Annotated in this window: 19 protein-coding genes; 10 read left to right on the top strand and 9 right to left on the bottom strand. The window is 64.2% G+C overall.

The window, feature by feature from the left end:
- Positions 1–35: 35 nt before the first annotated feature.
- Positions 36–929, bottom strand: coding sequence for a LysR family transcriptional regulator (locus ACWNZ3_RS08190; protein ID WP_269364277.1), 894 nt, complete (start codon positions 927–929; stop codon positions 36–38).
- 125 nt (positions 930–1,054) lie between these two features.
- On the opposite strand from ACWNZ3_RS08190, the gene ACWNZ3_RS08185 reads away from it, so the two are divergent.
- The 6 genes from ACWNZ3_RS08185 (at position 1,055) to ACWNZ3_RS08160 (ending at position 8,092) form a co-directional block, all read left to right on the top strand.
- Positions 1,055–2,554, top strand: coding sequence for a CoA-acylating methylmalonate-semialdehyde dehydrogenase (locus ACWNZ3_RS08185; RefSeq protein ID WP_274575265.1), 1,500 nt, complete (start codon positions 1,055–1,057; stop codon positions 2,552–2,554).
- 70 nt (positions 2,555–2,624) lie between these two features.
- On the top strand, positions 2,625–3,782 hold the full coding sequence (locus tag ACWNZ3_RS08180) for a tetratricopeptide repeat protein (protein ID WP_496901786.1): 1,158 nt from the start codon (positions 2,625–2,627) through the stop codon (positions 3,780–3,782).
- Positions 3,783–3,862: 80 nt separating this feature from the next.
- Positions 3,863–5,005 carry an acyl-CoA dehydrogenase family protein gene (locus ACWNZ3_RS08175; RefSeq protein WP_496901785.1) on the top strand — a complete coding sequence of 381 codons (1,143 nt, stop codon included), beginning with the start codon at positions 3,863–3,865 and terminating at the stop codon, positions 5,003–5,005.
- A gap of 9 nt (positions 5,006–5,014) precedes the next feature.
- Complete coding sequence (locus ACWNZ3_RS08170; protein WP_496901784.1) at positions 5,015–6,040, top strand: enoyl-CoA hydratase/isomerase family protein; 1,026 nt, start codon at positions 5,015–5,017, stop codon at positions 6,038–6,040.
- Between the two features lie 11 nt (positions 6,041–6,051).
- Positions 6,052–6,936, top strand: a complete 885-nt coding sequence (gene mmsB / locus ACWNZ3_RS08165; protein ID WP_496901783.1) for a 3-hydroxyisobutyrate dehydrogenase — start codon at positions 6,052–6,054, stop codon at positions 6,934–6,936.
- A gap of 124 nt (positions 6,937–7,060) precedes the next feature.
- Positions 7,061–8,092 carry a hypothetical protein gene (locus tag ACWNZ3_RS08160; RefSeq protein ID WP_496901782.1) on the top strand — a complete coding sequence of 344 codons (1,032 nt, stop codon included), beginning with the start codon at positions 7,061–7,063 and terminating at the stop codon, positions 8,090–8,092.
- Between the two features lie 93 nt (positions 8,093–8,185).
- Here the strand turns inward: ACWNZ3_RS08160 and uvrA are convergent, their stop codons facing one another.
- The 8 genes from uvrA to ACWNZ3_RS08120 form a co-directional block, all read right to left on the bottom strand.
- Positions 8,186–11,062 carry an excinuclease ABC subunit UvrA gene (uvrA, locus tag ACWNZ3_RS08155; protein ID WP_496901781.1) on the bottom strand — a complete coding sequence of 959 codons (2,877 nt, stop codon included), beginning with the start codon at positions 11,060–11,062 and terminating at the stop codon, positions 8,186–8,188.
- 80 nt (positions 11,063–11,142) lie between these two features.
- Positions 11,143–12,303 carry an MFS transporter gene (locus tag ACWNZ3_RS08150; protein ID WP_269364290.1) on the bottom strand — a complete coding sequence of 387 codons (1,161 nt, stop codon included), beginning with the start codon at positions 12,301–12,303 and terminating at the stop codon, positions 11,143–11,145.
- Positions 12,304–12,315: 12 nt separating this feature from the next.
- Complete coding sequence (locus tag ACWNZ3_RS08145; RefSeq protein ID WP_269364292.1) at positions 12,316–12,876, bottom strand: methyltransferase domain-containing protein; 561 nt, start codon at positions 12,874–12,876, stop codon at positions 12,316–12,318.
- Between the two features lie 647 nt (positions 12,877–13,523).
- Complete coding sequence (lpdA, locus tag ACWNZ3_RS08140) at positions 13,524–14,930, bottom strand: dihydrolipoyl dehydrogenase (RefSeq protein WP_496901780.1); 1,407 nt, start codon at positions 14,928–14,930, stop codon at positions 13,524–13,526.
- 87 nt (positions 14,931–15,017) lie between these two features.
- Positions 15,018–15,605 (bottom strand): DUF924 family protein, encoded by a 588-nt coding sequence (locus ACWNZ3_RS08135; RefSeq protein WP_114274721.1) that lies wholly within the window; start codon positions 15,603–15,605, stop codon positions 15,018–15,020.
- A 121-nt stretch (positions 15,606–15,726) separates the two neighbouring features.
- On the bottom strand, positions 15,727–16,986 hold the full coding sequence (locus ACWNZ3_RS08130) for an MFS transporter (protein WP_496901779.1): 1,260 nt from the start codon (positions 16,984–16,986) through the stop codon (positions 15,727–15,729).
- A gap of 645 nt (positions 16,987–17,631) precedes the next feature.
- Positions 17,632–18,687, bottom strand: coding sequence for a tRNA preQ1(34) S-adenosylmethionine ribosyltransferase-isomerase QueA (queA, locus tag ACWNZ3_RS08125; protein ID WP_496901778.1), 1,056 nt, complete (start codon positions 18,685–18,687; stop codon positions 17,632–17,634).
- A gap of 22 nt (positions 18,688–18,709) precedes the next feature.
- Positions 18,710–22,081, bottom strand: coding sequence for a YhdP family protein (locus ACWNZ3_RS08120; protein WP_496901777.1), 3,372 nt, complete (start codon positions 22,079–22,081; stop codon positions 18,710–18,712).
- A 95-nt stretch (positions 22,082–22,176) separates the two neighbouring features.
- Between ACWNZ3_RS08120 and ACWNZ3_RS08115 the strand changes: the two genes are divergently transcribed.
- From ACWNZ3_RS08115 to ACWNZ3_RS08100, 4 genes are all read left to right on the top strand, one after another.
- Positions 22,177–22,638, top strand: a complete 462-nt coding sequence (locus ACWNZ3_RS08115; protein WP_269364301.1) for a peroxiredoxin — start codon at positions 22,177–22,179, stop codon at positions 22,636–22,638.
- Entirely contained in the window at positions 22,635–23,444 is an 810-nt protein-coding gene (locus ACWNZ3_RS08110) for a ferritin-like domain-containing protein (RefSeq protein WP_496901776.1), read from the top strand. The genes ACWNZ3_RS08115 and ACWNZ3_RS08110 overlap by 4 nt, the downstream gene beginning before the upstream one ends.
- A gap of 195 nt (positions 23,445–23,639) precedes the next feature.
- Positions 23,640–24,968, top strand: a complete 1,329-nt coding sequence (locus ACWNZ3_RS08105; protein ID WP_269364303.1) for a M23 family metallopeptidase — start codon at positions 23,640–23,642, stop codon at positions 24,966–24,968.
- Positions 24,958–25,467 carry a bactofilin family protein gene (locus ACWNZ3_RS08100; protein WP_114273259.1) on the top strand — a complete coding sequence of 170 codons (510 nt, stop codon included), beginning with the start codon at positions 24,958–24,960 and terminating at the stop codon, positions 25,465–25,467. Before ACWNZ3_RS08105 ends, ACWNZ3_RS08100 begins: the two co-directional genes overlap by 11 nt.
- The last annotated feature ends 189 nt before the right edge of the window (positions 25,468–25,656 follow it).

The following is a 25,656-nucleotide window of genomic DNA, read 5'->3' as shown; positions in this document are numbered from 1 at the left end:
CCGTAAGTCCAGCGTCACCAGAAAGCGTTTAGCTGTCAAGCTTTTGCCTCCAGCAGCGCCAGTTCCGAGCGGATCGCGGCACCAAAGAGGTCGGCAAAGCGGCTCAACCGGCGGTTGGACTGATCGTCGGCATGGCGGATCAGGTAAAACGACCGTTTGAGGCTGACCTCGGCGGTCAGGATGCGCTGCACCTCGGGCGCGAAGGGCAGCACGAAATCATGGACCACGCCGATGCCCCCGCCCCGCGCCACCATCTGCAACTGGACCGAGACCGAATTCGAGGCCAGCGCCACCCGCGTCAGGCCCAGATCCGCAAGATAATCCAGCTCGCGGTCAAAGATCATGTCGGGGATATAGCCCACGATGCGGTGATGCTTCAGATCGGCGACCGAGGCCGGCACGCCCTGCGCACCAAGGTAGCCGTCCGAGGCCGCCAGATGCAGGTGATAATCGCTGACCTTCTGCACGATCAGCCGTCCCGCCGTGGGTGCGGAGACACCGATGGCCATATCCGCCTCGCGCCGCGACAGGTTGAAGACGCGCGGCAGGGCGACGATCTGGATGTCCAGCTCGGGATGGTCGCGCCCCAGCGCGGCGCAGACCTGCGGCAACAGGAAATTCGCCGCCCCGTCCGGCGCACCGATGCGAATCTGTCCGGTCATCCGGTCGCTGGGCACCGCCACCCCGGCAGAGGCCAGCCGCATCGCCTGTTCCACCGCCTCTGCCCGCTCCAGCAGCTGCGCGCCCGCTTCCGTCAGCGCATAGCCCTGCGGCGATTTCACGAACAGGCCAACCTCCAGCGTCTTTTCCAGCCGTGCCACCCGGCGGCCCAGCGTCGCCGGGTCCAGCCGCAGCACCTTGCCTGCGCCCGACAGGCTGCGCTCCCGCGCGACGGCCAGGAACAGGCGGATGTCGTCCCAATTTTCCATGCGCGCGGCCCTTTCGCCTTCTCCTGCAGATCGTCTTGCAAAAATGCAAAACCATTTTGAAAACTTGCCCCTTTAACATGCCTTTTTGCAAGACTAATCTGCCGCCAACCCAAGGGAGATCCGCTATGCAAGAACTGACCCATTATCTGAACGGTGCCCATGTCAAAGGCACCTCCGGCCGTTTCGCCGATGTGATGAACCCCGCCACCGGCGAAGTTCAGGCGCGCGTGCCGCTGGCCAATGGTGCCGAAATGGCCCAGGCCGTGGCCTATGCACAGGCCGCACAGCCCGCATGGGCGGCAACAAACCCGCAGCGCCGCGCGCGGGTGCTGATGAAATTCGTGGCCCTGCTGAACCGCGACATGGACAAGCTGGCCGAGGCGCTGAGCCGCGAGCATGGCAAGACCCTGCCCGATGCCGCCGGCGACGTGCAGCGTGGCCTGGAAGTGGTGGAATACTGCATCGGCGCGCCGGAGCTGCTGAAAGGTGAATTCACCGACAGCGCGGGCCCCGGCATCGACATGTATTCCATGCGCCAGGCGCTTGGCGTGACGGCGGGCATCACCCCCTTCAACTTCCCCGCCATGATCCCGATGTGGATGTTCGCGCCGGCCATTGCCTGCGGCAATGCCTTCATCCTCAAACCCTCCGAACGTGACCCTTCCGTGCCGCTGATGCTGGCCGAACTGATGGAAGAAGCGGGCCTGCCCAAGGGAATCCTGCAGGTTGTCAACGGCGACAAGGAAGCGGTGGACGCGATCCTGCACGACGAGGTGATCCAGTCGGTCGGCTTTGTCGGCTCCACCCCCATCGCGGAATATATCTATGCCACCGGCTGCGCCAACGGCAAACGGGTGCAGTGCTTTGGCGGCGCCAAGAACCACATGATCATCATGCCCGACGCGGATATGGATCAGGCAGCCGATGCGCTGGTGGGCGCGGGCTATGGCGCTGCGGGCGAACGCTGCATGGCGATTTCCGTGGCTGTGCCGGTGGGTGACGAAACCGCCGACCGGCTGATCGAGAAACTGGTGCCGCGCATCGAAAAGCTGAAAGTCGGCCCCTATACCGCCGGCAAGGATGTGGATTACGGCCCGGTCGTGACCGCCGCCGCCAAGGCCAACATCGAACGTCTGGTACAGACCGGCATCGACCAGGGCGCGGAACTGGTTGTCGACGGGCGCGACTTCAAATTGCAGGGCTATGAGGACGGCTATTTCGTCGGCCCGCACCTCTTTGACCGCGCGACCAAGGACATGGACATCTACAAGCACGAGATTTTCGGCCCCGTGCTGACCTGCGTGCGCGCCCAGACCTATGAGGAAGCGCTGGGTCTGGCGATGGACCATGAATACGGCAATGGCACCGCGATCTTTACCCGCGACGGCGACGCGGCGCGTGATTTTGCCAACCGGATCAACATCGGCATGGTGGGTGTCAACGTGCCGATCCCGGTGCCGCTGGCCTATCACACCTTCGGCGGCTGGAAGAAATCCGTCTTTGGCGATTTGAACCAGCACGGGCCGGATGCGTTCAAGTTCTACACACGCACCAAGACCGTGACCGCGCGCTGGCCTTCGGGCATCAAGGAGGGTGGTGAATTCTCCATCCCTGTGATGGAGTAAACATCCACACCACCTGCAAGACCAAAGCGGGCCGCAAGACGGCCCCTTTGCCACCCGAACGGAGGAACGGATGCGCCTTTTCGCGAGGATTCTGCTGCTGAGCCTGCCCTGTGTGGCCCTTCTGGCGGGCCCGCCCGCCGCGCAGAACAGCCCGAGCATGACCATGAATGGCGTCACCTTCTCCGTCTCCGGCGGGCAGGAACAGATGCTCAATCCCATCGCGGGCGGGGTCGAGGTGGTGCTGGATGGCCGCCAAATCCAGCTGACAGGCGCGCAGGTGATCGTGGACGGCACATCTTACCCCACCAGCAGCGAGGCGCGCATCGACATCGATGCAAGCGCGGGGCTGCTGCGGATCAGCGCGGATGGGCGTCTGATCATGGAAGAGACCGAGATCGACAAACTGGCCCGCGCCGCCGAGGCGGGGGATACGCTGGCGATGAACAACCTGGCAATCCACCTGCTGACCGGGGCGCAGACCGACGTGGATGTGCCCCGCGCCATCGCCCTGCTGGAACGCGCTGCGGGATTGGGCGCGGCCAAATCCATAAGCACCCTCGCCCTGCTCTATTACGAAGGCACTGCCGTGCCTGCCGACCTGCCCCGCGCCCGGGAGCTTGCACAACAGGCGGCTGACCTGGGCGATGGCCCCGGACAGCGGCTGGTGGGCATCTTTCTGTCCGACGGGCTGCTGCAAGACCCCGATCCCGCCGCCGCAGCGCAGTGGTTTGCCCTTGCGGCGGCCCAGGGCGATGCAGCGGCGCAGAACCGCCTTGGCGAGGCCTATCGCGATGGCCTGGGGGTGGATGCGGATCTGACCCGGGCCGCGACCCTGTTCCGGCAGGCCACGACCGCCAAACACCAGGCCGGCACCTGCAACTACGCGCAGGCCCTCTGGGACGGGGCCGGCCTGCCCATGGACCGGGCAGCGGCCTATCAGACCGCCCTGCAACAGGCGCAGCTGGGCGGGCGGGCCTGCCAGTACCTGCTGGGCAGGGCCACTTATGACGGCGATGGCACCGCGCAGAACCGGCGCACGGCGGCGCAATGGTTCTGGGATGCGGCCAATGAAGGCCATGCAGGGGCCGCGCGGCGCCTGGGCGAGATGTACCGCGATGCGGACGGCCTGCCACACGACCTGTTTCAGGCCCGCCACTGGTTCGAAACCGCCGCCCGACTGGGAGACCCCTCTGCGGGGAATGCGCTGGCCGAAATTTCCAGTGACTGACACCGGAAATCGCTCGCAATATTTCTGCAAGGAATGGATATTAACAAGCGTTCAATAACGTGATTTGGGGAGGGAGCACGATGGACTTTGCACTGACAGAGGAACAAACAGCCATCTTCGATATGGCGCGTGATTTCGGCCAGGATCAGATCGCGCCCCATGCCCATGCCTGGGAAAAGGACGGCACCATTCCCCGGGACCTGTGGCCGCGCGTCGGTGAACTGGGCTTTGGCGGTCTTTATGTCTCGGAAGAGGTTGGCGGTTCGGGGCTCAGCCGTCTGGACGCGACACTGGTGTTCGAGGCGCTTTCGATGGCCTGCCCCTCTGTCGCGGCCTTCCTGTCGATCCACAACATGTGCGCCAAGATGATCGACACATTCGGCAGCGATGCGCTGAAAGGCCGGGTGCTGCCCGATGTGGTCGCCATGAACACCGTGCTCAGCTATTGCCTGACCGAACCCGGCTCAGGCTCTGACGCCGCAGCGCTCAAGACCCGCGCGGAACGCACCAACGAAGGCTACCGGCTGAACGGAAGCAAGGCCTTCATCTCCGGCGGCGGCTATTCCGATGCCTATGTGGTGATGGCACGCACCTCTGACGACGGGGCGGCGGGCGTCTCCACCCTGCTGGTCGAGGATGGGACAAAGGGCCTCAGCTTTGGCGGGCTGGAGGACAAGATGGGCTGGCGCAGCCAACCCACGGCACAGGTCCAGTTCGACAATTGCGATGTTTCCTCTGCCAATCTCGTGGGGGAAGAGGGCAAGGGCTTCAAATATGCCATGGTGGGTCTGGATGGCGGCCGGTTGAACATCGCCGCCTGTTCGCTGGGCGCGGCGCAGACGGCGCTGAACAAGACCCTCGCCTATATGGGCGAGCGCAAGGCCTTTGGTCAGACCATCGACCAGTTCCAGGGCTTGCAGTTCCGCCTTGCGGATATGGAGATCGAGCTTCAGGCCGCGCGCATCTTCCTGCGGCAGGCGGCGTGGAAGCTGGACAACAAGGCGCCCGATGCGACCAAGTTCTGCGCCATGGCCAAGAAATTCGTGACAGAGACGGGCAGCAAGGTGGTGGATCAATGCCTGCAGCTGCACGGCGGCTACGGCTATCTTGCGGATTATGGCATCGAAAAGCTGGTGCGCGATCTGCGGGTGCATCAGATCCTTGAAGGCACCAATGAAATCATGCGCGTGATCGTCGCCCGCGACATGCTGAAGAACCGCTGAGGCCCTGCCATGAGCGATATCGACATCCGCATCACGGGCCGCGCCGGGCGCATCACCCTGACCCGGCCCCAGGCGCTGAACGCCATGACCTATGACATGTGTCTGGCGATCGAGGCGGCGCTGGATGACTGGGCGGGGAATGACGCCGTGGCGCTGGTGGTGATCGACGCCGAAGGCGAACGCGCCTTCTGTTCCGGCGGGGATATTGCCGAATTATACGAGACCGGAACCAGGGGTGACTACGCCTATGGCCGCCGGTTCTGGGCCGATGAATACCGGCTGAACAACAAGATCTTCGGCTATGACAAGCCCGTCGTCTCGTTCCTGCAGGGGTTCACCATGGGCGGCGGCGTCGGCATCGGCTGCCACGGGTCGCACCGGGTTGTCGGGGAAAGCAGCCAGATCGCCATGCCCGAATGCGGCATCGGTCTGGTGCCCGACGTGGGCGGTACATTGATCCTTGCCCGCGCCCCCGGCAGGCTGGGCGAATACCTGGGCACCACGGCAACACGCCTGGGGCCGGATGATGCGATATTTGCAGGGTTTGCAGATGTCTTTCTGCCGGAAGCGTCCTGGCCAGAGGTTATTGCGAAACTGGAAACCACCGGCGATCCCGCTGAAATCAAAGGGGAAACACCGCCCCCCGGCAGCCTGCGCGACCAGCTTGCCGAGATTGACAGGCATTTTTCTGGCGCGGATCTGGAGGCGGTTCTGGACAGTTTGCAAACTGCGGATACCGGTTTTGCAAAGGACACATTGAAGAAACTCTCCCGTGTCTCGCCGCTCTCGGCGGCCTGCACGATTGAGATCATTCACCGCTTGCGCGACACTGGCCCCACAATGGCAAATGCGCTGGATCTGGAATACCGCTTTACCTATCGCGCGATGGAAGACGGCGATTTCCTGGAAGGCATCCGCGCCGCGATCATCGACAAGGACCGCAATCCGCGCTGGCAACATGCCGGGGGTCAAGTGCCCCCGGCGGCAATCTATCACATGCTGCAACCGCTGGGTGCGGATGCGGTGAAACTCTGAAAGGACATTCTATGGCCGCGCTCAAAATCGGATTCATCGGACTTGGCAACATGGGGGGGCCGATGGCGGCGAACCTTGCCAAGGCAGGCCATGCGGTCGCGGGGTATGACGTGGCCGGGACCACTGCCAGCGGCGTAACCGTCGCCGACAGCATCGCCGATGCCGTCACCGGCGCGGATGTGGTGATCACCATGCTGCCAAACGGGTCGATCCTGCGCCAGGTCGCGGCAGAGGCGATTGGCCATATGCGCGCGGGCGCGGTCTTCATCGACTGTTCGACCGTGGATGTGGAAAGCGCGAGGAACACCTCGGAAGCCGCTGAAAATGCAGGGCTTCTTGCGGTAGACGCGCCTGTGTCCGGAGGCGTTGGCGGGGCCGAAGGCGGCACGCTGACCTTCATGGCGGGCGGGTCCGAAGCGGCCTTTGCCGCAGCGCAACCGCTGTTCGAGATCATGGGCCAGAAGGCGGTCCATTGCGGCGCTGCGGGCGCGGGCCAGGCCGCCAAGATCTGCAACAACATGATCCTGGGCGCCACGATGATCGCCACCTGCGAGGCCTTTGCCCTGGCCGACAAGCTTGGCCTTGACCGTCAGCGCATGTTCGAGGTGGTCAGCACCTCTTCGGGCTATTCCTGGTCGATGAACGCCTATTGCCCGGCGCCGGGGGTCGGGCCGAAATCGCCCGCCGACAACGGTTACAAACCCGGTTTTGCCGCGGAACTGATGCTCAAGGACCTTGGCCTGTCGCAACAGGCTGCCGAACTGGTGGATGCCGACACCCCGATGGGGGCGCGGGCGCTGGAAATCTACAAGACCTTCGTCGAGGAAGAAGACGGCAAGGGCCGCGATTTTTCCGCCATGCTGCCCCGTCTCGCGGCCCGTGGCCGCAACGGCTGATGCCCGCCAGCCCCGTCGGCGGAGCCACGCCGACGGGCAATCCCTCCCGGGAACCTATCTGCCTTCCCATCGGTTGAATGCGTAAAGGTGACGTTTATGCGCCGCCGCACCGGGAAGGAAACACATGCGACATCTGATGACATCCGCCCTCTTGAGCGTCGGTCTGGCCAGTTCCCTGGCCGCCGCGCCATTTGCCGCAGGCCCTGTCAGCGCCTCCTCTGTCAACGCCCTGACCACCGCGGATCACAGCGCGCAGCTCTGGCTGGCAAAGGACAATGGCAAGGGGCACGGCAAGGGTGCAAAAGCCGAAAAGCCCGCCAAGGGCAACAAGGCCAAGGGCCATGGCAAGGACAAACAGGCCAGGGGCAAGGACAAGACCAGGGACATTGCAAAGGGCAAGCCGGACAAACCCGGGAAAGCCGACAAGCAACAGGCCAGGAACGACAAGCCGGACAAGGCGCTGAAAGCGGGCAAAGGCAAGCTGCGCGGTGCCGACTGGGACAAGCGGGCGGAAGAGATCCTGCGCGTGAAGGCCCCGGCGGACCGCGACATGCTGACCCTGCTGGGTGGCGTTGCCCTTGCCCTGGCCGGACCGCAACTGGTGGTCGCCGACACCCCGATCGAACAACTGATCACCTATCGCAACTGCCCCCCCGGCCTGGCCAAGAAGACCCCGGCCTGCGTGCCGCCCGGTCTGGCGAAACAGGGCGTGACCCAGGAGCAATGGCTCAGCTACGATGACGCGGAATACGACCGGCTCTGGCTGCGGCAGCGCGACGATTATCTGCGGCGCGGCCTGACCCCTTCGGAGAACCTGCTGTTGCAATCGGCGCAGATCGCGCGGCTTTTTGGTCTGGCCCCTGCCCCGAACGGTCAGCGCTATGCGCTGATCGACGGGATGCCGGTGCTGCTGGATCAGGAGGATTACACCGGCCTGCTGCTGATCAACGAATTGGCCCAGGTGGCCGATATCGGCAGCGGGCTGAACGTGGCGCCCACCGCCGCGCTGACCCAGTATGAACTCAGCCGTCTGTACCGCCTGCCCGCCCCCGGACCGGACGTCAATTATGCGGTGCTGAACGGTCAGGTGATCCGGCTGAGCGACAGCCAGTACGAGACGTTGCAATTGATCCGGATTGCCCGCGCGGTGCTGTGAACCGGATTGTCACGGCCGCCGGGAGGGCGGCGCACCGGGGGTTTCACACCCCCGGACCCCCGTGGTATATTTTCGGAACAATGAAGTCCGGGGTTACTCTGCCGCCACTTTCGCCCGCGCCTTGGTGAGCATCGGCTTGAGGTATTTGCCGGTGTAGCTTTCCGCCACTTCGGCCACGTCTTCCGGGGTGCCGGTGGCCACCACACGGCCACCGCCATCGCCGCCCTCGGGGCCGATGTCGATGATATGGTCGGCGGTTTTCACCACATCGAGATTATGTTCGATCACGATGACGGAATTGCCCTGATCGACCAGTTCATGCAGCACTTCCAGCAGTTTGCGCACATCTTCGAAATGCAGCCCCGTGGTCGGTTCATCCAGGATATAGAGCGTGCGGCCGGTCGAGCGTTTGCTCAGCTCCTTGGAGAGTTTCACGCGCTGCGCCTCGCCGCCCGAAAGCGTCGTGGCCTGCTGGCCGACCTTGATATAGCCCAGACCCACCCGCATCAGCGCGTCCATCTTTTCGCGGATCGACGGCACCGCCTGAAAGAACGCCTGGGCGTCTTCCACGGTCATGTCCAGCACATCGGCGATGCTCTTGCCCTTGAACCTGATCTCAAGCGTCTCGCGGTTGTAGCGCGCGCCCTTGCAGGTCTCGCATTCCACATAGACATCCGGCAGGAAGTGCATCTCTATCTTGATGACGCCGTCGCCCTGGCAGGCCTCGCAGCGCCCGCCCTTGACGTTGAAGCTGAAGCGCCCCGGCTTGTAGCCGCGCGCCTTGGATTCGGGCAGCCCTGCGAACCAGTCGCGGATCGGGGTGAAGGCCCCGGTGTAGGTTGCCGGGTTCGAGCGCGGCGTGCGGCCAATCGGGCGCTGGTCGATGTCGATGACCTTGTCGAGGTGCTCCAGCCCCTTGATGGTCTCGCAGGGTGCGGGCGTCTGGCGTGCGCCGTTGAGGTTCATCGAGGCGGTCTTGAACAGGGTTTCGATGGTCAGGGTGGATTTGCCGCCGCCCGACACGCCGGTGACGCAGACGAATTGTCCCAAAGGAAAATCCACCGTGACATTCTGCAGGTTGTTGCCGGTCGCCTTGACCACCTGCACTTTCTTGTTCTTGCCCTTGCGCCGGGTTGCCGGGATCGGGATTTCGCGCTTGCCGGTCAGATATTGGCCGGTGATCGAATTGGGGTCTGCCGCCACCTGATCGGGCGTGCCATGGCTGACCACCTGCCCGCCGTGCACCCCGGCCCCCGGCCCGATGTCGAACACATAATCCGCCTCGCGGATCGCTTCTTCGTCATGTTCCACCACGATCACGGTATTGCCCTGATCGCGCAGGTTCTTCAGCGTTTGCAAAAGCCGGTCATTGTCGCGCTGGTGCAGCCCGATCGAGGGTTCGTCAAGGACGTAGAGCACCCCGGTCAGGCCGGAGCCGATCTGGCTGGCAAGCCGGATGCGCTGGCTTTCGCCGCCAGACAAGGTGCCGCTGGAGCGTGCCAGTGTCAGGTATTCAAGCCCCACGTTATTGAGGAACCCAAGCCGTTCGCGGATTTCCTTCAGGATGGCGCGGGCGATCTCGTTTTTCTGCGGGCTGAGCGCCGCCGGCACCGTGTTGCACCAGTCGAAGGCCTCGCGGATCGACATCTGCACCACCTGGCCTGCATGTTTCAGATCATCCGCCGGGCCGATCTTGACCGCCAGCGCCTCTGCCCGCAGGCGGTAGCCGCCGCAGGTGCCACAGGGGCGGTTGTTCTGATAGCGCTCGAATTCCTCGCGGATCCAGTTCGAATCCGTCTCGCGATAGCGGCGTTCCATGTTGGGGATCACCCCTTCGAAGACGCGCGTCACCTCATAGACGCGCCCGCCCTCGTCATAGCGGAACTTGATCTCTTCCTTGCCGGACCCGTAGAGGAACACCTGCTGCACCTGCTCGGGCAGGTCTTTCCAGCGGGTCTGCTGGTTGAAGTCGTAATGTTTCGCAATCGCCTCGATGGTCTGCTTGAAATAGGGGCTCTTGCCCTTGCGCCAGGGGGCCAGCGCGCCGTCATAGATCTTCAGGTTCTGGTCCGGTACCACCAGACGCTCGTCAAAGAACAGCTCAACCCCCAGCCCGTCACAGGAGGGGCAGGCCCCGAAAGGCGCGTTGAAGGAAAACAGCCGCGGTTCGATTTCGGGAATGGTGAAGCCGCTGACCGGACAGGCGAATTTTTCGGAAAACGTATGGCGTTCGGGTTCCCCCTCTGCCGGAGCAGTTTCCAGGATCGCGATGCCATCGGCCAGATCAAGCGCTGTGCGCAGGGAATCGGCGAGCCGCGTCTCCAGCCCCTCGCGGACCACGATCCGGTCCACCACCACGTCGATGTCATGGCGGAACTTCTTGTCGAGCGTGGGCGGCTCGTCCAGTTCGTGGAAAGCGCCGTCGACCTTGACCCGCTGGAAGCCCTGCTTGCGCAGTTCGATGAATTCCTTGCGGTATTCGCCCTTGCGGTCGCGCACGATCGGAGCCAGCAGATAGGCGCGGGTCCCCTCCTCCATGGTCATGATCCGGTCCACCATGTCCTGCACCTGCTGCGCCTCGATCGGCTTGCCGGTCTCCGGGGAGTAGGGCGTGCCGACCCGCGCAAACAGCAGGCGCATGTAGTCATAGATCTCCGTCACCGTGCCGACGGTGGAGCGCGGATTCTTGCTGGTGGTCTTCTGTTCGATGGAAATCGCCGGGGACAGCCCGCTGATGTGATCCACATCGGGCTTCTGCATCATGTCGAGGAACTGCCGCGCATAGGCGCTGAGCGATTCGACATAGCGGCGCTGCCCTTCGGCATAGATCGTGTCGAAGGCGAGCGAGGATTTCCCCGAGCCGGAAAGCCCGGTGATAACAACCAGTTGGTCGCGCGGAATATCCACGTCGATGTTCTTGAGATTGTGTTCGCGCGCGCCGCGCACTTCGATATTTTTCAGCTCAGCCATACAGCACCCCGTTTCCCGGTTTCTACATAGGCGCGGACGCGGGATTCTCCAACGATAAAATAAGAACTAAAGAAGAACATTCAGGCGGCGCGGCGCTGTCCCAGCCACAGGTGGACCAGCAGCCCGGCCAGGAAAGCGCCCCCCGCCAGCACCGGCAGCGCGGCATAGCCCAGCCAGATCAACCCGGCGGCCATCACCGGCGTGCCGATGGTATTGCCCAGGTTGCCCATCTGCGCCATCGCCCCGTTGGCCCGGGCCTGGGAAGCGGCGGTATCGTTCAATTGTGCCACGGCGGCAAAGCTGGCGCCCTGGATCAGCCCCATCGCGGCGGCCAGCGCCAGACAGGCCAGCGGCGCGCCCGGACTGGCCCAGAGCCAGAGTGCGGCGGCAAGCGATCCGGCGAATCCCAGTTCGACCACCCGCACCGCGGCGATCCGGCGCAGCAGCGCCACCCCGGCTGTCATCGACACCGCGATGCTGACCAGCGGCATGGCCCCCATGATCCAGCCGCGCAGCCCCGGATCCAGATAGGGCGGCAGAACCGTCAGGATGGAGACAAAGCTGAAGGTATAGAACAGCCAGCCCAGCCCCGCCGCGGATTGCCGCGGCGAGCGGTAGATCGCCACATGGTCCCGCAGCACCCGCAACAGCGAAAACACCGGCTGCGGCCCCTCGTCCGGCAGGCGGCGCAGGCGCGACGACAGATAGAGCGCACAGCCCGCCATATAGGCGCCATGGGCGGCAAAGACCGCCTGCGGTCCATAGGCCAGCGCCAGCGGCCGCCCCAGCACCGCCAGCACCGCAAAGGCCACGCCAAAGAAGGTGCCCCAAAGGGTCAGGGTGAAGCCGCGGTCCTTTTCCGCGCTGATCTGCGCGATCAGCGTCGGGGCCGCCACGACTATCGCCAGATGCGAGGCGCCTTCGATCACCCGCGACACCAGCAACAGCGGCAGCGGCGGCAACAAAGACTGAAACAGCGACAGCACCGCCCCCAGCCACAGCGCCATCAGCAAGGCCCGGCGATAGCGGACCCGCGCCACCACCAGCCCGGCCACCACCCCCAGCAGGATGCCGACAAAGCCCACCAGCGACACGGCAAAACCCAGCGACGCCCCCGCCGCAGGATAGACCCCCGGCAGCATGTCGAAAATCACCGAGACCTTGCCATATTGCGCCGCAGCGCCCAGCCCCGCGGCCCAAAGCGCCAGGACCAGCGCAAAAGACGTCTGTTTCGCTGCCATCCGCCCCTCGCCTCAGACCTTCTGCGCCAGCGCCCAGGAACAGATCGGCATCTCCGGGTCGTTCCTGATGTCGTCGGTCTCTGCGTCATATTCCGGCGGCCAGCGCGCTTCGAGGTTGCGCATTGCCACATGCCGGTTGCCCCATTGCTCCGCATGGATGGCATCGGGCGCGAAACCGCCCTCGATCAACAGGTTCTTCAGCCCCCGCGCGCTCCAGCGCGAATTGTCCTGCGGGGCCGCATGAAGCGGCACGAAAAACGGCACCGCAACCCAGAAATACCCGCCCGGGCGCAACATGCGATGGATGTTGCGGGTGGCGGCATAGGGCCGGTCCAGATGTTCCCAGACCTGATTGGCAAGGATCAGGTCAAAGGTCAGCGGCACCCCCGCCGCATCGGTAAAGGGTTCACCGCAGACGTCATACTCGGGATAGCGAAACTGGCTGTAGGATTTGAAATCGAACCTCTTGCCCCATTTGCCTGATATCTCTGCACAATCCAGATCCGAGGGACCCAGGGCATTGATCATCCGGCGGCTGGCCGGCTGCATGACGACACGATTGAGACTTACCATGCCCTGCTTATGCCACCGGCCCTGCGGCCCGTCCATAACAAGAGTCTGGCACAACAAGAGTCTGAACCGGGTCAAGGAGGCCGCAGGCCCCGCGCAGCGGCTTGTCCTTGAGGCGGTTCAGACTCGGAAAACCATCGAAACAGGTCGTTCAGGACGCATCGCGCCCTGAACACCTTCTCAGCAGAAAATCAAACCCTTCGAACCGCGCAACATCCGCCCCGAGGGGCTCAGGCCCGCAACAAACACCCATAGGCTCTGGACCCATTAATTCTATATGCTCAGTTTGACAGATTTTTTCGCAGACCAGGAACATCTGCGCAAGAATAGTGGTTCTATTTCAAGCAGATGTGACGCCTCCTCTCGGGACATTGCTGCGCAATGCCCTGCCGGGCAGTGGGCTGCGGGAAAATCCGTCAAACCCGTCACGCCAAAGGCGTGCCAACATGAGTCGGCGCTCCTTCGGAGCGACGGGCGGTGATTTCACTTCATTTCAACGTCTTGGGTCGCTTGCAAATAGAACCACTATTGGCTGCACGCCCCAAACCATTGAAATTTCGCGAAATCGCCGCTGAGCATATAGAATTAATGGGTCCAGAGCCTAGATCGTGTCGCGCGCAGCGCGTCCGTCAGATCACACCCCGGCGGGATCACATGTGGATCACACGCCCATAGGCATCCAGCACCGCCTCATGCATCATCTCGCTCAGGGTCGGATGCGGGAAGACCGTGTTCATCAGGTCTTCCTCGGTGGTCTCCAGCTGACGGCCCACCACATAGCCCTGGATAAGCTCGGTCACTTCCGCCCCCACCATATGCGCGCCCAGCAATTCGCCGGTCTTGGCGTCAAAGATGGTCTTGATCATCCCGCTTTCCTCTCCCAGTGCGATGGCCTTGCCATTGCCGATGAAAGGGAAACGGCCCACCTTGATGTCAAAGCCCAGCTCCCTGGCCTTCGCCTCCGTATAGCCCACCGATGCGACCTGCGGGTGGCAATAGGTGCAGCCCGCGATGCTTTCGGGTTTGACCGGATGCGGATGCCCGCCCGCGATCAGCTCGGCCACCATGACACCCTCATGGCTGGCCTTATGCGCCAGCCAGGGCGCCCCGGCGATGTCGCCGATGGCATAAAGCCCCTCGACCCCGGTGCGGCAATATTCATCGGTGACCACATGGGTGCGGTCCAGCTTCACGCCCAGGTCCTCCAGACCCAGCCCCTCCACATTGCCGACGATGCCCACGGCGGAAATCACCGTGTCGAAATCCTGTTTCTCGATCTTGCCGCCCACCTCGATATGGGCGGTCACCTTGTCACCGGCCCGGTCCAGCTGCTTGACCATGGCCTTCTGCATGATCTTCATGCCCTGTTTCTCAAAGGCCTTCTTGGCAAAGGCGGAAATCTCGGCATCCTCCACCGGCAAGACGCGGTCCATCACCTCGACCACGGTGGTGTCGGCCCCCAGGGTATTGTAGAAACTGGCAAATTCGATGCCGATGGCCCCGGAACCGATCACCAGCAGTTTTTTCGGCATATGTGTCGGCTGCAGCGCGTGCTTGTAGGTCCAGACCAGCTTGCCATCCGCCTCCAGCCCCGGCAGTTCGCGGGCCCGCGCACCGGTGGCCAGAACGATGTTCTTGGCGGTCAGCTCTTCGGTGCCCCCACCATTCTTTGCGTCGGTCTTGACGCTGACCTTGCCCTTGGCAAGCAACGTCGCCTCGCCCATCACCACGGTGATCTTGTTCTTCTTCATCAGGTGGCCGATCCCGCCCGACAATTGCCCCGCCACCTTGCGCGAGCGTTTGACCACCGCGTCCAGATCATAACCGATGCCCTCGGCCTTCAGACCAAATTCCTTGGCCCGGTGCATCAGATGGAAGACTTCGGAAGAGCGCAGCAGCGCCTTGGTCGGGATGCAGCCCCAGTTCAGGCAGATGCCGCCCAGATGCTCGCGCTCGACAATCGCCACGGAAAGCCCCAGTTGCGCCCCCCGGATTGCGGCGACATAGCCACCGGGCCCCGCACCGATCACGATAAGATCAAAGGATTTTGCAGCCATTCTCGAGGTCCTCGCAATGTGACAGACAGATATAGTTTACCGTTAAACCACTTTTTGATCTGTCACAACCGCGAGAACTGAAAGTCGTCAGGCGACGGCGGATTCTGCCTGCAATTCGCGCAAAGTCTGCCCATAGCCGCCATCGCTGACATAGGCGATCTCGCAGCTGGTGCCCGCGCGCGACAGGGCCTCGTTGCGATAGGGGAACCGCCCGAACCGCCGGATCACCTCGCGGTGCGCACGCGCATGCAGCAGGTTGTTCTCGCGGGTTTCGGGCATGCGTTCGCACATCAGCCGCACACAGCGGTCCTGATCACACAGATTCTCGGAATGCATCAGCGGCATGTAGAAGAACTGTCGTGCCGGTTCGTCGATCTTCAGGTCCCAGCCCCGCTCGATCGCGGATTTCGCTGCCGCAAGTGCGGCACGGTCGCTGGCAAAGGCCCTGGCCTGGCCCCGGAACATGTTCCGCGAGAACTGATCCATCAGGATGATGTAGGCCAATGCGCCCGAGGGATAGGTCAGCCAGAGCGAGAATTTGCCCTCGCAGGCCGCCTCCCATGTCGCCTCGAAGCGGTCACGGATGGTGGCGTCCAGCGCGTCGCTGGCCTCGTACCAGCCCTTGGGGCCAACTTCGTCCAGCCAGAACGAAAGTACTTCATCAGGGCCTTGCATGGATCACACTCCTCAGCTTGCACGCAATCTTGCGACCTATGGCAAGATCATTCCACCTTATGAACATCTTAACCCCAACGGCGACTCACGATTTATATCAATTGCGACATGTTTGCCGCGTTCAACTGTTGTTTTCGTCATCCTGCTCGCTTTCGATGGCATATTCCTGCGCATATTCGACGGCGACAGCTGTGGCTGTGGGGTATAGCGCGACATAGTTTCCGGTCTCGTCCACCGGCACGGCGGGACGGCGGGTGGCGCGGTAGGTGGCATAGACCGCCAGGATCACGAAGAGGACCGCCGTGAACAGATAAAACCCGCCCGGCCCCAGCGAGGTGCCCATCATCCAGCCGGTGATGATCGGCCCCAGGATGGCCCCAAGCCCGTTGATAAAGATCATCCCGCCCGAAGCTGCGGCCATGTCCTCATGTTCGAGGAAATCGTTGGTATGGGCGATCAGCAGGGAATAGAGCGGGTTCGACATGCCGCCCACGATGAAGGCGGAGATCAGCAGCAGCCAGAACACATCGCCCAGCATCATCCCCATGATCGAGCCTGCCGCCCCGATGGCAGAGGTGATGACGATCAATGTGCGCCGGTCCATCCGGTCCGAGACCCAGCCGATGGGATATTGCAGCACCACAGAACCGACAAAGAAGGTGGCCACGAAGGTCGAGATCTGCGCCACGCTCAGCCCCGCCTCCGCGCCATAGACCGGGGCCATGCCGAACTGCGCCGAGAAGACGCCGCCCAGCAGGAACATGCCAATGCAGCCCAGCGGCGAGAACCGTGCCAGTTCCCGCAGGCTCATGGGTTTGGTTGTGTCAAAGGCCGGTGTCGGGCTGATCGTCAGCAGAATCGGAGTCACCGCCACGCTGACCAGCACCGAGGGGATCACGAAGAGCACATAGCCCGAAGGGTCCGCCGCCAGCAGCAGCGCCTGCGCCACGACGATGCCCAGCGTCTGCACGATCATGTAAAGCGACAGCGCCTGCCCCCGGTTGGAATTGTCGGCGGCATTGTTGAGCCAGCTTTCCGCCGTCACATAGACCGCGGAAAAGCAGAACCCGATCAGCACGCGCCCGATTGCCCAGAGCGGGACCGCCGGAAAGGTCGGATAGAGAATCATCACCGCCGAGATCAGCGAGGCAAGTGCCGCAAAGACCCGCACATGCCCGACCCTGCGGATCATATGCGGCGCCAGCCGCGACCCGCCCAGAAAGCCCACGAAATAGGCCGACATGACAATGGACATCTCGAAGGTGGAAAAACCTTCAAGCGCGCCACGGATACCCAGCAGCGTGCCCTGCATCCCGTTGCCGACCATCAACAGGCACATGCCCAGCAAAAGCGCCCATGCGCTGGAAAGAACCTGTATCATCGCTGCGAATCCAATCTGCCGTTTGGCCCCTCCCTGAACCTCTTGGGCAGCGGCGTCACCCGGTTATACGACATTCAGGCGATTTTTTGCGAATCGTGTCACATGTCGGGCCGGAACCGCCCTTGTTGTCGATTGTCGCGCAACTCCGACTCCTGGCGGCGCATTTGCTGAATCTTGTCACTGGGCCGTGCCAGGCATTTCCGACCCGGACCAGACCTTGGGCGTGGTATGGGGCAAGGTCAGGTGAGCGAACAAAGCGGCCGTCCGCCAAAGCCCGGAGTCAAGGTGCGCAGCACCGCCGGGCAGCGCCCGACCGCCCCATGGGCGGGCGCTTTCTCACCGTATTGCGGTTCATCATCCCCACGCCAAAGATTAGAAATAAAGTGGCACCCACGGACGTTCCGCTGCCCACCCGCGGTCAGGCGCTGCCCTGTGTGGTTAAGTCACTCCGGACTCTTTCCGGACCTTCGCTGCAACGCGCGTGAAGGTCAGATAAGCGGACGAAACTGCCGTTCGATCACTGGCACCCAGGCCCGGAACATGCCGAAGGCGCCCGGCCCCTGCCCCGTCCTTCGGACGCAGCGCCGCACTCCGGGTCAGCGATGTGACGCAAAAGCCGGTTTTGCCTGGCACCTGGCACTTGTGTCACTTTTGACCCGGAATGAGCAGGCTGGAATCCCCGTAGGAGAAGAACCGGTATTCTTGCGCGATTGCATGGTCATAGATGTCACGGATCGCCTGCGGCCCCATCAGCGCGGAGACCAGCATCATCAGGGTGGATTTCGGCAAATGGAAATTCGTCATCAGCGCATCCGTGACGTGAAAGCGAAAACCCGGCGTGATGAAGATGTCGGTGTCGCCCTCCCAGGGCCTGATCTCCCCCTCCCGCGCCGCGGTCTCGATCAGCCGCAGGGCGGTTGTCCCCACCGGGATCACCCGGCCACCTGCCGCCTTTGTTGCGGCAATCTCCGATGCGGCCTCGGCGCTGACCTGTCCCCATTCGGCATGCATCTTGTGCCGGGTGATGTCATCCACCTTGACCGGCAGGAAGGTGCCCGCACCCACATGCAGCGTCACATGGGAAAAGCAGACGCCCCTTTCCGCCAGGGCCTCCAGCAGCGGCGCGTCGAAATGCAGCGATGCCGTGGGGGCCGCGACCGCCCCCGCATGGCGCGCCCAGATGGTCTGGTAATCCGTCCGGTCGCGGGCATCTGCCGGGCGTTTCGCCGCGATATAGGGCGGCAACGGCATCGCCCCCGCCGCGTTCAGCGCCGCGTCGAAATCCGCGCCCTTGCAGTTGAAGCGCAGATGGCCCTGCCCCTCGGCCACCGCTTCCAGCGTTGCATGAAGCTCCGGGCTGAAATCCACCCGCTCGCCCACCTTGAGCTTGCGCAGCGGCTTGATCAGCGCGGCCCATGTGCCATCGGCGCGCGGCTCCAGCAGGGTGGCCTCGATCCGGGCGGTGACCTGGCCCTGCGCCGATTGGCGCAGCCGGACCCCGGACAGCCGCGCCGGGATCACCCGGGTATCGTTCAGCACCAGCCGGTCGCCGGGGCGCAGCCAGTTGGTCAGGTCGGTCACCCGGCAATCGTGCAGCGCAGCCCCATCGGCCACCAGCAGACGCGCCGAAGACCGCGGCACGGCGGGCCGGGTCGCGATCAATGCCTCGGGCAGGTCGAAATCGAAATCGGACAGTTTCATGGTGCGCCTTTTTCCGGGCCGTCTATCGCCCCGGCGTGCGCCGGACAACGGGTTTTTGCGGTGGCTGCGGCACCCCCGGAGCCTGCGGCACCCTGGGCGGCGGCCTGCGAAAGATCTCGCGGAACATGCCGGGCGTCAGCGCCGACAGCGGGTTGACCCCGACACTGGGTTGTCTGGCCGGGCCCTTGAGCGTATAGTTGAACCCGATCAGCCCCTCGCCCTTGCGGGTCAGCACCGACCCGATGCCGTTGAGCAGATAGACCGGGGTGATCACCCCTTGCATGTCGATCACGCCGGAATCGAGCGCATAGATCCCGTCCATCGACAGGCCCATCGAGGCGCCGACGGCGCTGGCTTCGGTCAGGGTCAGCCGCTTTGGCGTCAGGCGGAACCTGCCCTCGACCTGATCGAAATAGATGCCGTCCCCGTTCAGCTCGTTGATCAGCCCCACCACGGAGATCGAGTTCAGCAGCGCCGCGATGCCCGGCGCATCCTTGACCCGCACATCCGTGACTTCAAGGGTGCCGTCAAAGGCCCCGCCGGTCCCCACCGGCAGCAGCGTCAGCGACAATTGCCCGCCCACCACCTGCCGCAGCAATCCGGCGGCGCGCAGCACCCCGCCCGCATCCGCCGATATCAGCCGCACGGCGGAACGTCCGTTCTGCGGCACGATCCGCCCCTCGACCGGGGTGCCGCCGTTCAGCCGGGCCTGGAAGGAACCGTCCAGCCCCCCCGCCGTGCCGAAATTGCCGCGCAGGTCGGTCAGGGCGATGGTATCGGTGATCTGCAACCGGTCCAGCCGGACCTGCATCGGCGGGCCCGGCGGGCCGCTGGCCTGTGCGCCGCCGCCACCGCCACTGCCCAGATCGGCCTGCCGCATGTCCAGCACACCGCCGCGCAGCACCACCTGCACCGGCTTGCCCGCGCCCTGCCCGACGATATCCACCGCCGCATCCAGCCATTCCCCCGCGCGCAGCCTGTCAAAACTCAGCCGGTCCAGCGCCCCGCCTTCGCGCAACCGCACCGCGCCCTCGGCACTCAGGCCGGGGCCGGAAATCGCCAGACGGTCCACGCGCGGCGTGGCACCCAGCTGCCCGGTCACGCGCAGCTTTCCGGCGCTGGCCGGGGGTTTGGCCCAGTTCAGCTGCGGCACCGACAGGCGCAGCCCCCGCAGATCGGATTGCAGATCGAACTCCGGCGCGCGGCCCTTCGGCAGGTCCACCTCCAGTTGCGCCTTTGTCTGCCCCGCGACAGTCCCGGGCGGCAGGGCGATCCCGAAGGCGTCCAGCGCCGCCTGATCCAGGCTGACCTCCGCGCGCAAACCGGCTGTCCGTGGCGCTTCTTCCGTTGCCGGCCCCGCCCCTATGGGCAGCACGAAACTGCCGTCAAAGCCTGCGCCATCCAGTTCTCCCGCACCGGTCAGGATCACCCGGTCATTGTCCACCACCACGTCGATTTCGGGGGCCGACAGCGCGCGACCTTTGACCAGAACGCTGCTGCTGACATCGCGCAGTTTGCCCGACACGTCGAAGACCACCTTGTCCTTGCTGCCTTTCTTGAGCGGCAGGGCGATCTGACCGCTCAGCGCGGCGCGCCCGCCTGCCAGATCGACCGGCAGATTGGCCTTGTCCATCACGTTCAGCGGCGCCCGGTTCAGCAGGGACAGCGCCGCGGTCACGCTCGCTTCCGCCTCCAGCCGGACAACCGCCGGGGCACCATCACGCACGCGCACATCGGGAATGATGAAGGAAGAAGCCCCGAGACGCACATCGCCGCCTTCATCCGCCGTGACCACCCCTTCATCCACAGCCACCACCAGCCGGTTGTCCATCAGGCTGAAATGCCCCTTGCCCCCGGTCACCGGCGGCATGGTTTTCAGAAACTGCACATCGGCCCCGGCATAATCGAAGCCCACATAGGTCTGCGGTGCCTTGCCCGGTGCCACCCGCAGCGCCAGGTCAAGGTTGCTGACCTCCCCCTTGCGGACATTCTCCACCAGCCATGTCCTGGTCTTGGGCTTCAGCCCCTCGGGCCAAAGCTGCAGCAGCCGCTCAGGTGTCAGCCCGTCCATCTGCCCGTCCAGCGCCACCCGCCAGCCGTCGGGCCGCGCCGAGAGCTTGCCATCCAGCAGCAGCGTCTTGCCCTGATCGCTGATCTGCACCCGCCCCAATTGCAGGCGGAACGGGTTCAACCGCATCTGGAAATCGAGGTCGGTTTCGGCCAGCCCGACAGGCGCGGGATAGATATCAGCCGGATTGGCGCGCAGGTCGCGGATGGTGAACTGCCCGACCAGATCGCTCAGTTGGCCCTCCGGCGTCAGACCCAGGGTTGCGGTGCCGGAACTTTCCGCGCTGATCCATTTGCTGCGCAGACGCACATCGGCAAAGCGCAGCAGCGCCTCGGCGGGATCATAGCTGAAATAGCTGCGCGCGCCCTCAAAGGGGATCGGCCGGGTCCGCGCATTGGGCTGCACCACGCCCGCGCCGATCTGCAGGGTGGCGTTCAGCGGCATGAACTGCCCCGCATCGTTCAGCCCGCTGCGCACCGCGCCTGAAATCGGTGCGCGCAGCACCCCCAGCCAGGCAAAGGCAGGGCCCTGGGTTGCAATATCCTCGGCTGCGACGCCTTCGAAACTGACACCGAATTCGGCGGCACTGGCACCGATGCGGCTGGCATAATTGGCCGACAGGGTCGCCACCCCGGCCCCGCCGCTGAGCAGCGCCAGATCCGCCGACAGCGCCAGCACCCCGGCCTCGCGCGATAACAGCAGCCGCCCGCCATCGACGGTCCAGCTGCGGCCCGCGCGCAGGTCGTCGAACTGCAGGGTCACGGCGCGCAGCTCCGCCTCGGTCAGCGCCTGCAAGGCCGGCCGCTGCAAGACACCGTCAAGCTGGGCGATCAGCTGCGGCAGGGTCGCGGCCTCGCGGCTGAAGCTGCCCGGCCCCACGCCTGCGCTCAGCGCCACCCGGCCCGCCGCATCCCGGCGCAGGGTCACCACCACCCCCGAGAGCGATATGGATTGCGGCTGCACGATCCCGTCCAGCAGCGGGCGCAGGGCAAAGCCGGTCTTGAACTCCGTCAGGCTGAGGATCTCGGCCCCTTCGGGCGTGCTGATGGCGACATTGCGCAGGCGCACGCGCGGATGCCAGCCTTCCTCCACCACCAGCTCCGCCTCGCCCAGAGAGACCCGGACCTGGGGCAGCTCACGCGCGATCCGCGCCTCGATCCGCTCCTGCAGCCAGCCGGGCGCGCGCAGGGGCTGGCCCATCGACAGCCACAGCGCCCCCACCAGCGCCCCGGCGGCAAGGCTCAGCAGCAGGATCGACCACAGGCCGAAACGCGCCACATGCTGATGCGGCTTGCGTCTGGGGCGGGGCGTGTCGGGTTTGCTCATCTGTGTCCCAAATCGGCCGGCCCTCTTGGCACGCGCCTGAATTGGCATAGTATGACAGCCCGACATCCTGCATCCAAGTGAAAGAGACGTGATCAATGCCCGAGATTTCCGAACAAGCACCAGACTTTACCCTTCCTGTGACCGGCGGCGGCGAGGTGACCCTCTCTGACCTGCGCGGCAAACCGGTCGTGCTGTTCTTCTACCCGCGCGACGACACACCGGGCTGCACCACGGAAAGCATCGGCTTCTCGGCAAACCTGTCGGACTTCGAGGCGGCAGGCGCAAAGGTCTTCGGCATTTCCCGCGATACCATGGCCAAGCACGATAAATTCGTGGCCAAACATGCGCTGACCGTGCCGCTGCTGTCGGATGAACAGGGCGACGTGACCGAGGCCTATGGCGTCTGGGTCGAGAAAAACATGTACGGCAAGAAATCCATGGGCATCGAACGCGCGACCTATCTGATCGGCGCCGACGGCAGGATCGCGCAGGTCTGGCGCAAGGTCAAAGTGCCCGGCCATGTGGAGGCGGTGCTGGAGGCGGCGCGCGCCCTGTGATTGCCCTTGCCCAGATGGCCGAGGCGGTGCTGCGCTGTGCCGATGGCCGCGAAAAGACCGCCCTGTCGCGCCGCCATGCGGCGGCGTGGCAGGCCGCCCGCGCGGCGGGCGAGACGCCTGAAATCGGCCATGCCGACCCGCCGCTGCACCCTGCCCGCCCCGCCGCGCCCGAATTGCTCAGCCCGCGCGACGTGCCGCGCCGCCGCCCCGGCACGCCCGAGGGGCGCATCGCCCTGCTGCATGCTGTCGCCCATATCGAATTGAACGCGGTAGATCTGCACTGGGACATCATCGCGCGGTTCACCGACACCCGCCTGCCGATGGGGTTCTACGACGACTGGGTCAAGGCGGCGGATGAGGAATCCAAACATTTCAACCTGATGTGCGATTGCCTTGAAGAAATGGGCAGCCATTACGGCGCGCTGCCCGCCCATGCGGGCATGTGGCGCGCGGCAGAGGATACGGTGGATGACCTGATGGGCCGGCTGGCGGTTGTGCCCATGGTGCTTGAGGCCCGCGGCCTGGACGTGACCCCCGGCATGATCAAGATCTTCAAACAGGCCAGGGCCGACAGCGCCGTGGCCGCGCTTGAGACGATCTATGCCGAGGAAGTGGCCCATGTCGCCTATGGGTCCAAGTGGTTTCACTTTCTCTGCGGGCGCTTCGACGAAGACCCCAAGGAACGGTTTCACAGCCTTGTGCGGACCTACTTCCACGGCGATCTGAAACCCCCGTTCAACGAGGAAAAACGCGCCGAAGCGGGCATTCCGCCGGACTTCTACTGGCCGCTGACCGCCTCGGGCTGAGACGCTCAACTTCAACACAAATCGTCAAGCTCTTGGTATCGGCGGATTTTTGCCAATATGCCGCATTCCGGTGAAATGCCGCCCCCTGACAGGTCAACAGGGTTGCCCCAAGGTCACAGTGTAGCTAAGAAAATCTGAATTCGGGCGCGTATGGGGATTACCGCGCCCGTTTTGGGACGGAAAAAGGAATATACATTGCGCTCTACGCTTGCCATCAAGGTCCATGCGACGCTGGAGAAGTACTTTCCCGAACGTCGCGTGTTTCTCAAATCCGACAGTGACACGCGCTTTATCCGCCTGCGTCCCGGCACCCAGATCATCGCCTTTGCCGGCTGTGCCGCCGTCGTTGCCTGGGCCATCGTCGCCACCGCCATCCTGCTGATGGACAGCATCGGGTCGGGCAACTTCCGCGAACAGGCCAAGCGGGATCAGCGCACCTACCAGGCCCGTCTGAACGATCTTTCCGCACAGCGCGATGGCCGCGCCGAAGAGGCGCTGGCCGCCCAGAACCGGTTCAACGCAGCACTCAAGCAGATTTCCACGATGCAGTCCGAACTGCTGGAATCCGAAACCCGCCGCCGCGAGCTGGAAACCGGAATCGACGTGATCCAGTCCACCCTGCGCGACACCATGAAAGAGCGTCAGGACGCCCGCGCCCAGCTTGCCGCGCTTGAGGGGTCGCTGGCCGAAGGCGGCACCGGCGTCGTGCAGGCCGCCGCCTCCAGCGCCCCCATCGAATTTCTGGCCGAAGCACTGGCCGAGACCGCCAAGGAACGTGATCAGGTGATCGTCGATGCACAGGACGCGCTGTTGCAGGCCGACGAAATGGCCCAGCAGATCGCCCTGATGAAAGACCAGAACGACGCGATTTTCCGCCAGCTCGAAGAGGCGATGACCGTTTCCGTCGCCCCGCTGGACAAGATGTTCCGCAATGCGGGCATGTCCACCGACAGCATCCTGGCCACCGTCAAGCGCGGCTATTCCGGCCAGGGTGGCCCGATGACGCCGCTCTCCTTTACCACCCGGGGCGAGGAGCCCTCCCCCGACACGCTGCGCGCCAACCGTCTGCTGAACCAGATGGACCGGCTGAACCTCTACCGGATCGCGGCGCAGAAAGCGCCCTTTGCCAAACCGGTCAAATCCGCTTTTCGCTTCACCAGCCAGTTCGGCTATCGCCGCGATCCCAAGACCGGCGGCCGGCGGATGCATTCCGGCGTCGATTTCGCCGCCGGGATCGGCACGCCGCTTTATGCCACCGCGGATGGCGTGGTCACCCATGCGGGCTGGCAGTCCGGCTATGGCCGTCTGGTCAAGATCCAGCATGAGTTCGGGATCGAGACCCGCTATGCCCATCAGTCGCGCATTCGCGTGAAGGTCGGACAAAGGGTCTCGCGCGGGCAGCACATTGGTGATATGGGAGCATCCGGACGTGTCACCGGCGTTCATCTGCACTATGAAGTCCGAGTCGGCGGCAAAGCTGTTAACCCCATGATCTATATCAAGGCTGCAAACGATGTTTTCTAAGAGCAAAATCAACGATCCCGCCCCGAACAAGGATGCCGAAAGCCAGCGCCAGGCGACACCGCAGGCCCCGGCGCAGTCCACGCCTGCCCAGCCCAAGCCCAACGAGTTCAAGGCATCGGCGCCCAAGGCGAAACCCCCGGCCTCGGTCCTGTCTTCCGATCTGCATGTGACCGGCAACATGAAGACCACGGGCGATATCAACGTCGAAGGCACCGTGGAGGGCGACATCCGCGCGCATCTGCTGACCATCGGCGAAACCGCGACCATCAAGGGTGAAGTGGTTGCCGATGATGTGGTGATCAACGGCCGTATCGTGGGCCGCGTGCGCGGCCTCAAGGTCCGCCTGACCTCGACCGCACGGGTCGAAGGCGACATCATCCACAAGACCATCGCGATTGAATCCGGCGCGCATTTCGAAGGCTCCGTCCAGCGTCAGGACGACCCTCTGAACCCCGGTGCCAAGAACGCACCGACCCAGAAGCCGAACCCCGCCTCCTGAGGCATCGGCATCCCGGTTTCAAAGGGCGTCGCAGGCTGCGGCGCCTTTTTTTGTTTGGGGGGTGATGTGGGATTGGCTGTACGGGCCGAAACCCCGGTTAACCACAACGCCCGGACGCCCCGCTTCCGGGCCGCGCCCACCCCGCCCGGCGCAAGCCGGGCATCGCCCGACCCGCCCTCTGGGCGGGCG

Source organism: Sulfitobacter sp. IGS-18 (assembly GCF_059628195.1).
Note: the sequence above shows the minus strand (reverse complement) of the source record. Positions and strands in the feature narration are given on the sequence as shown.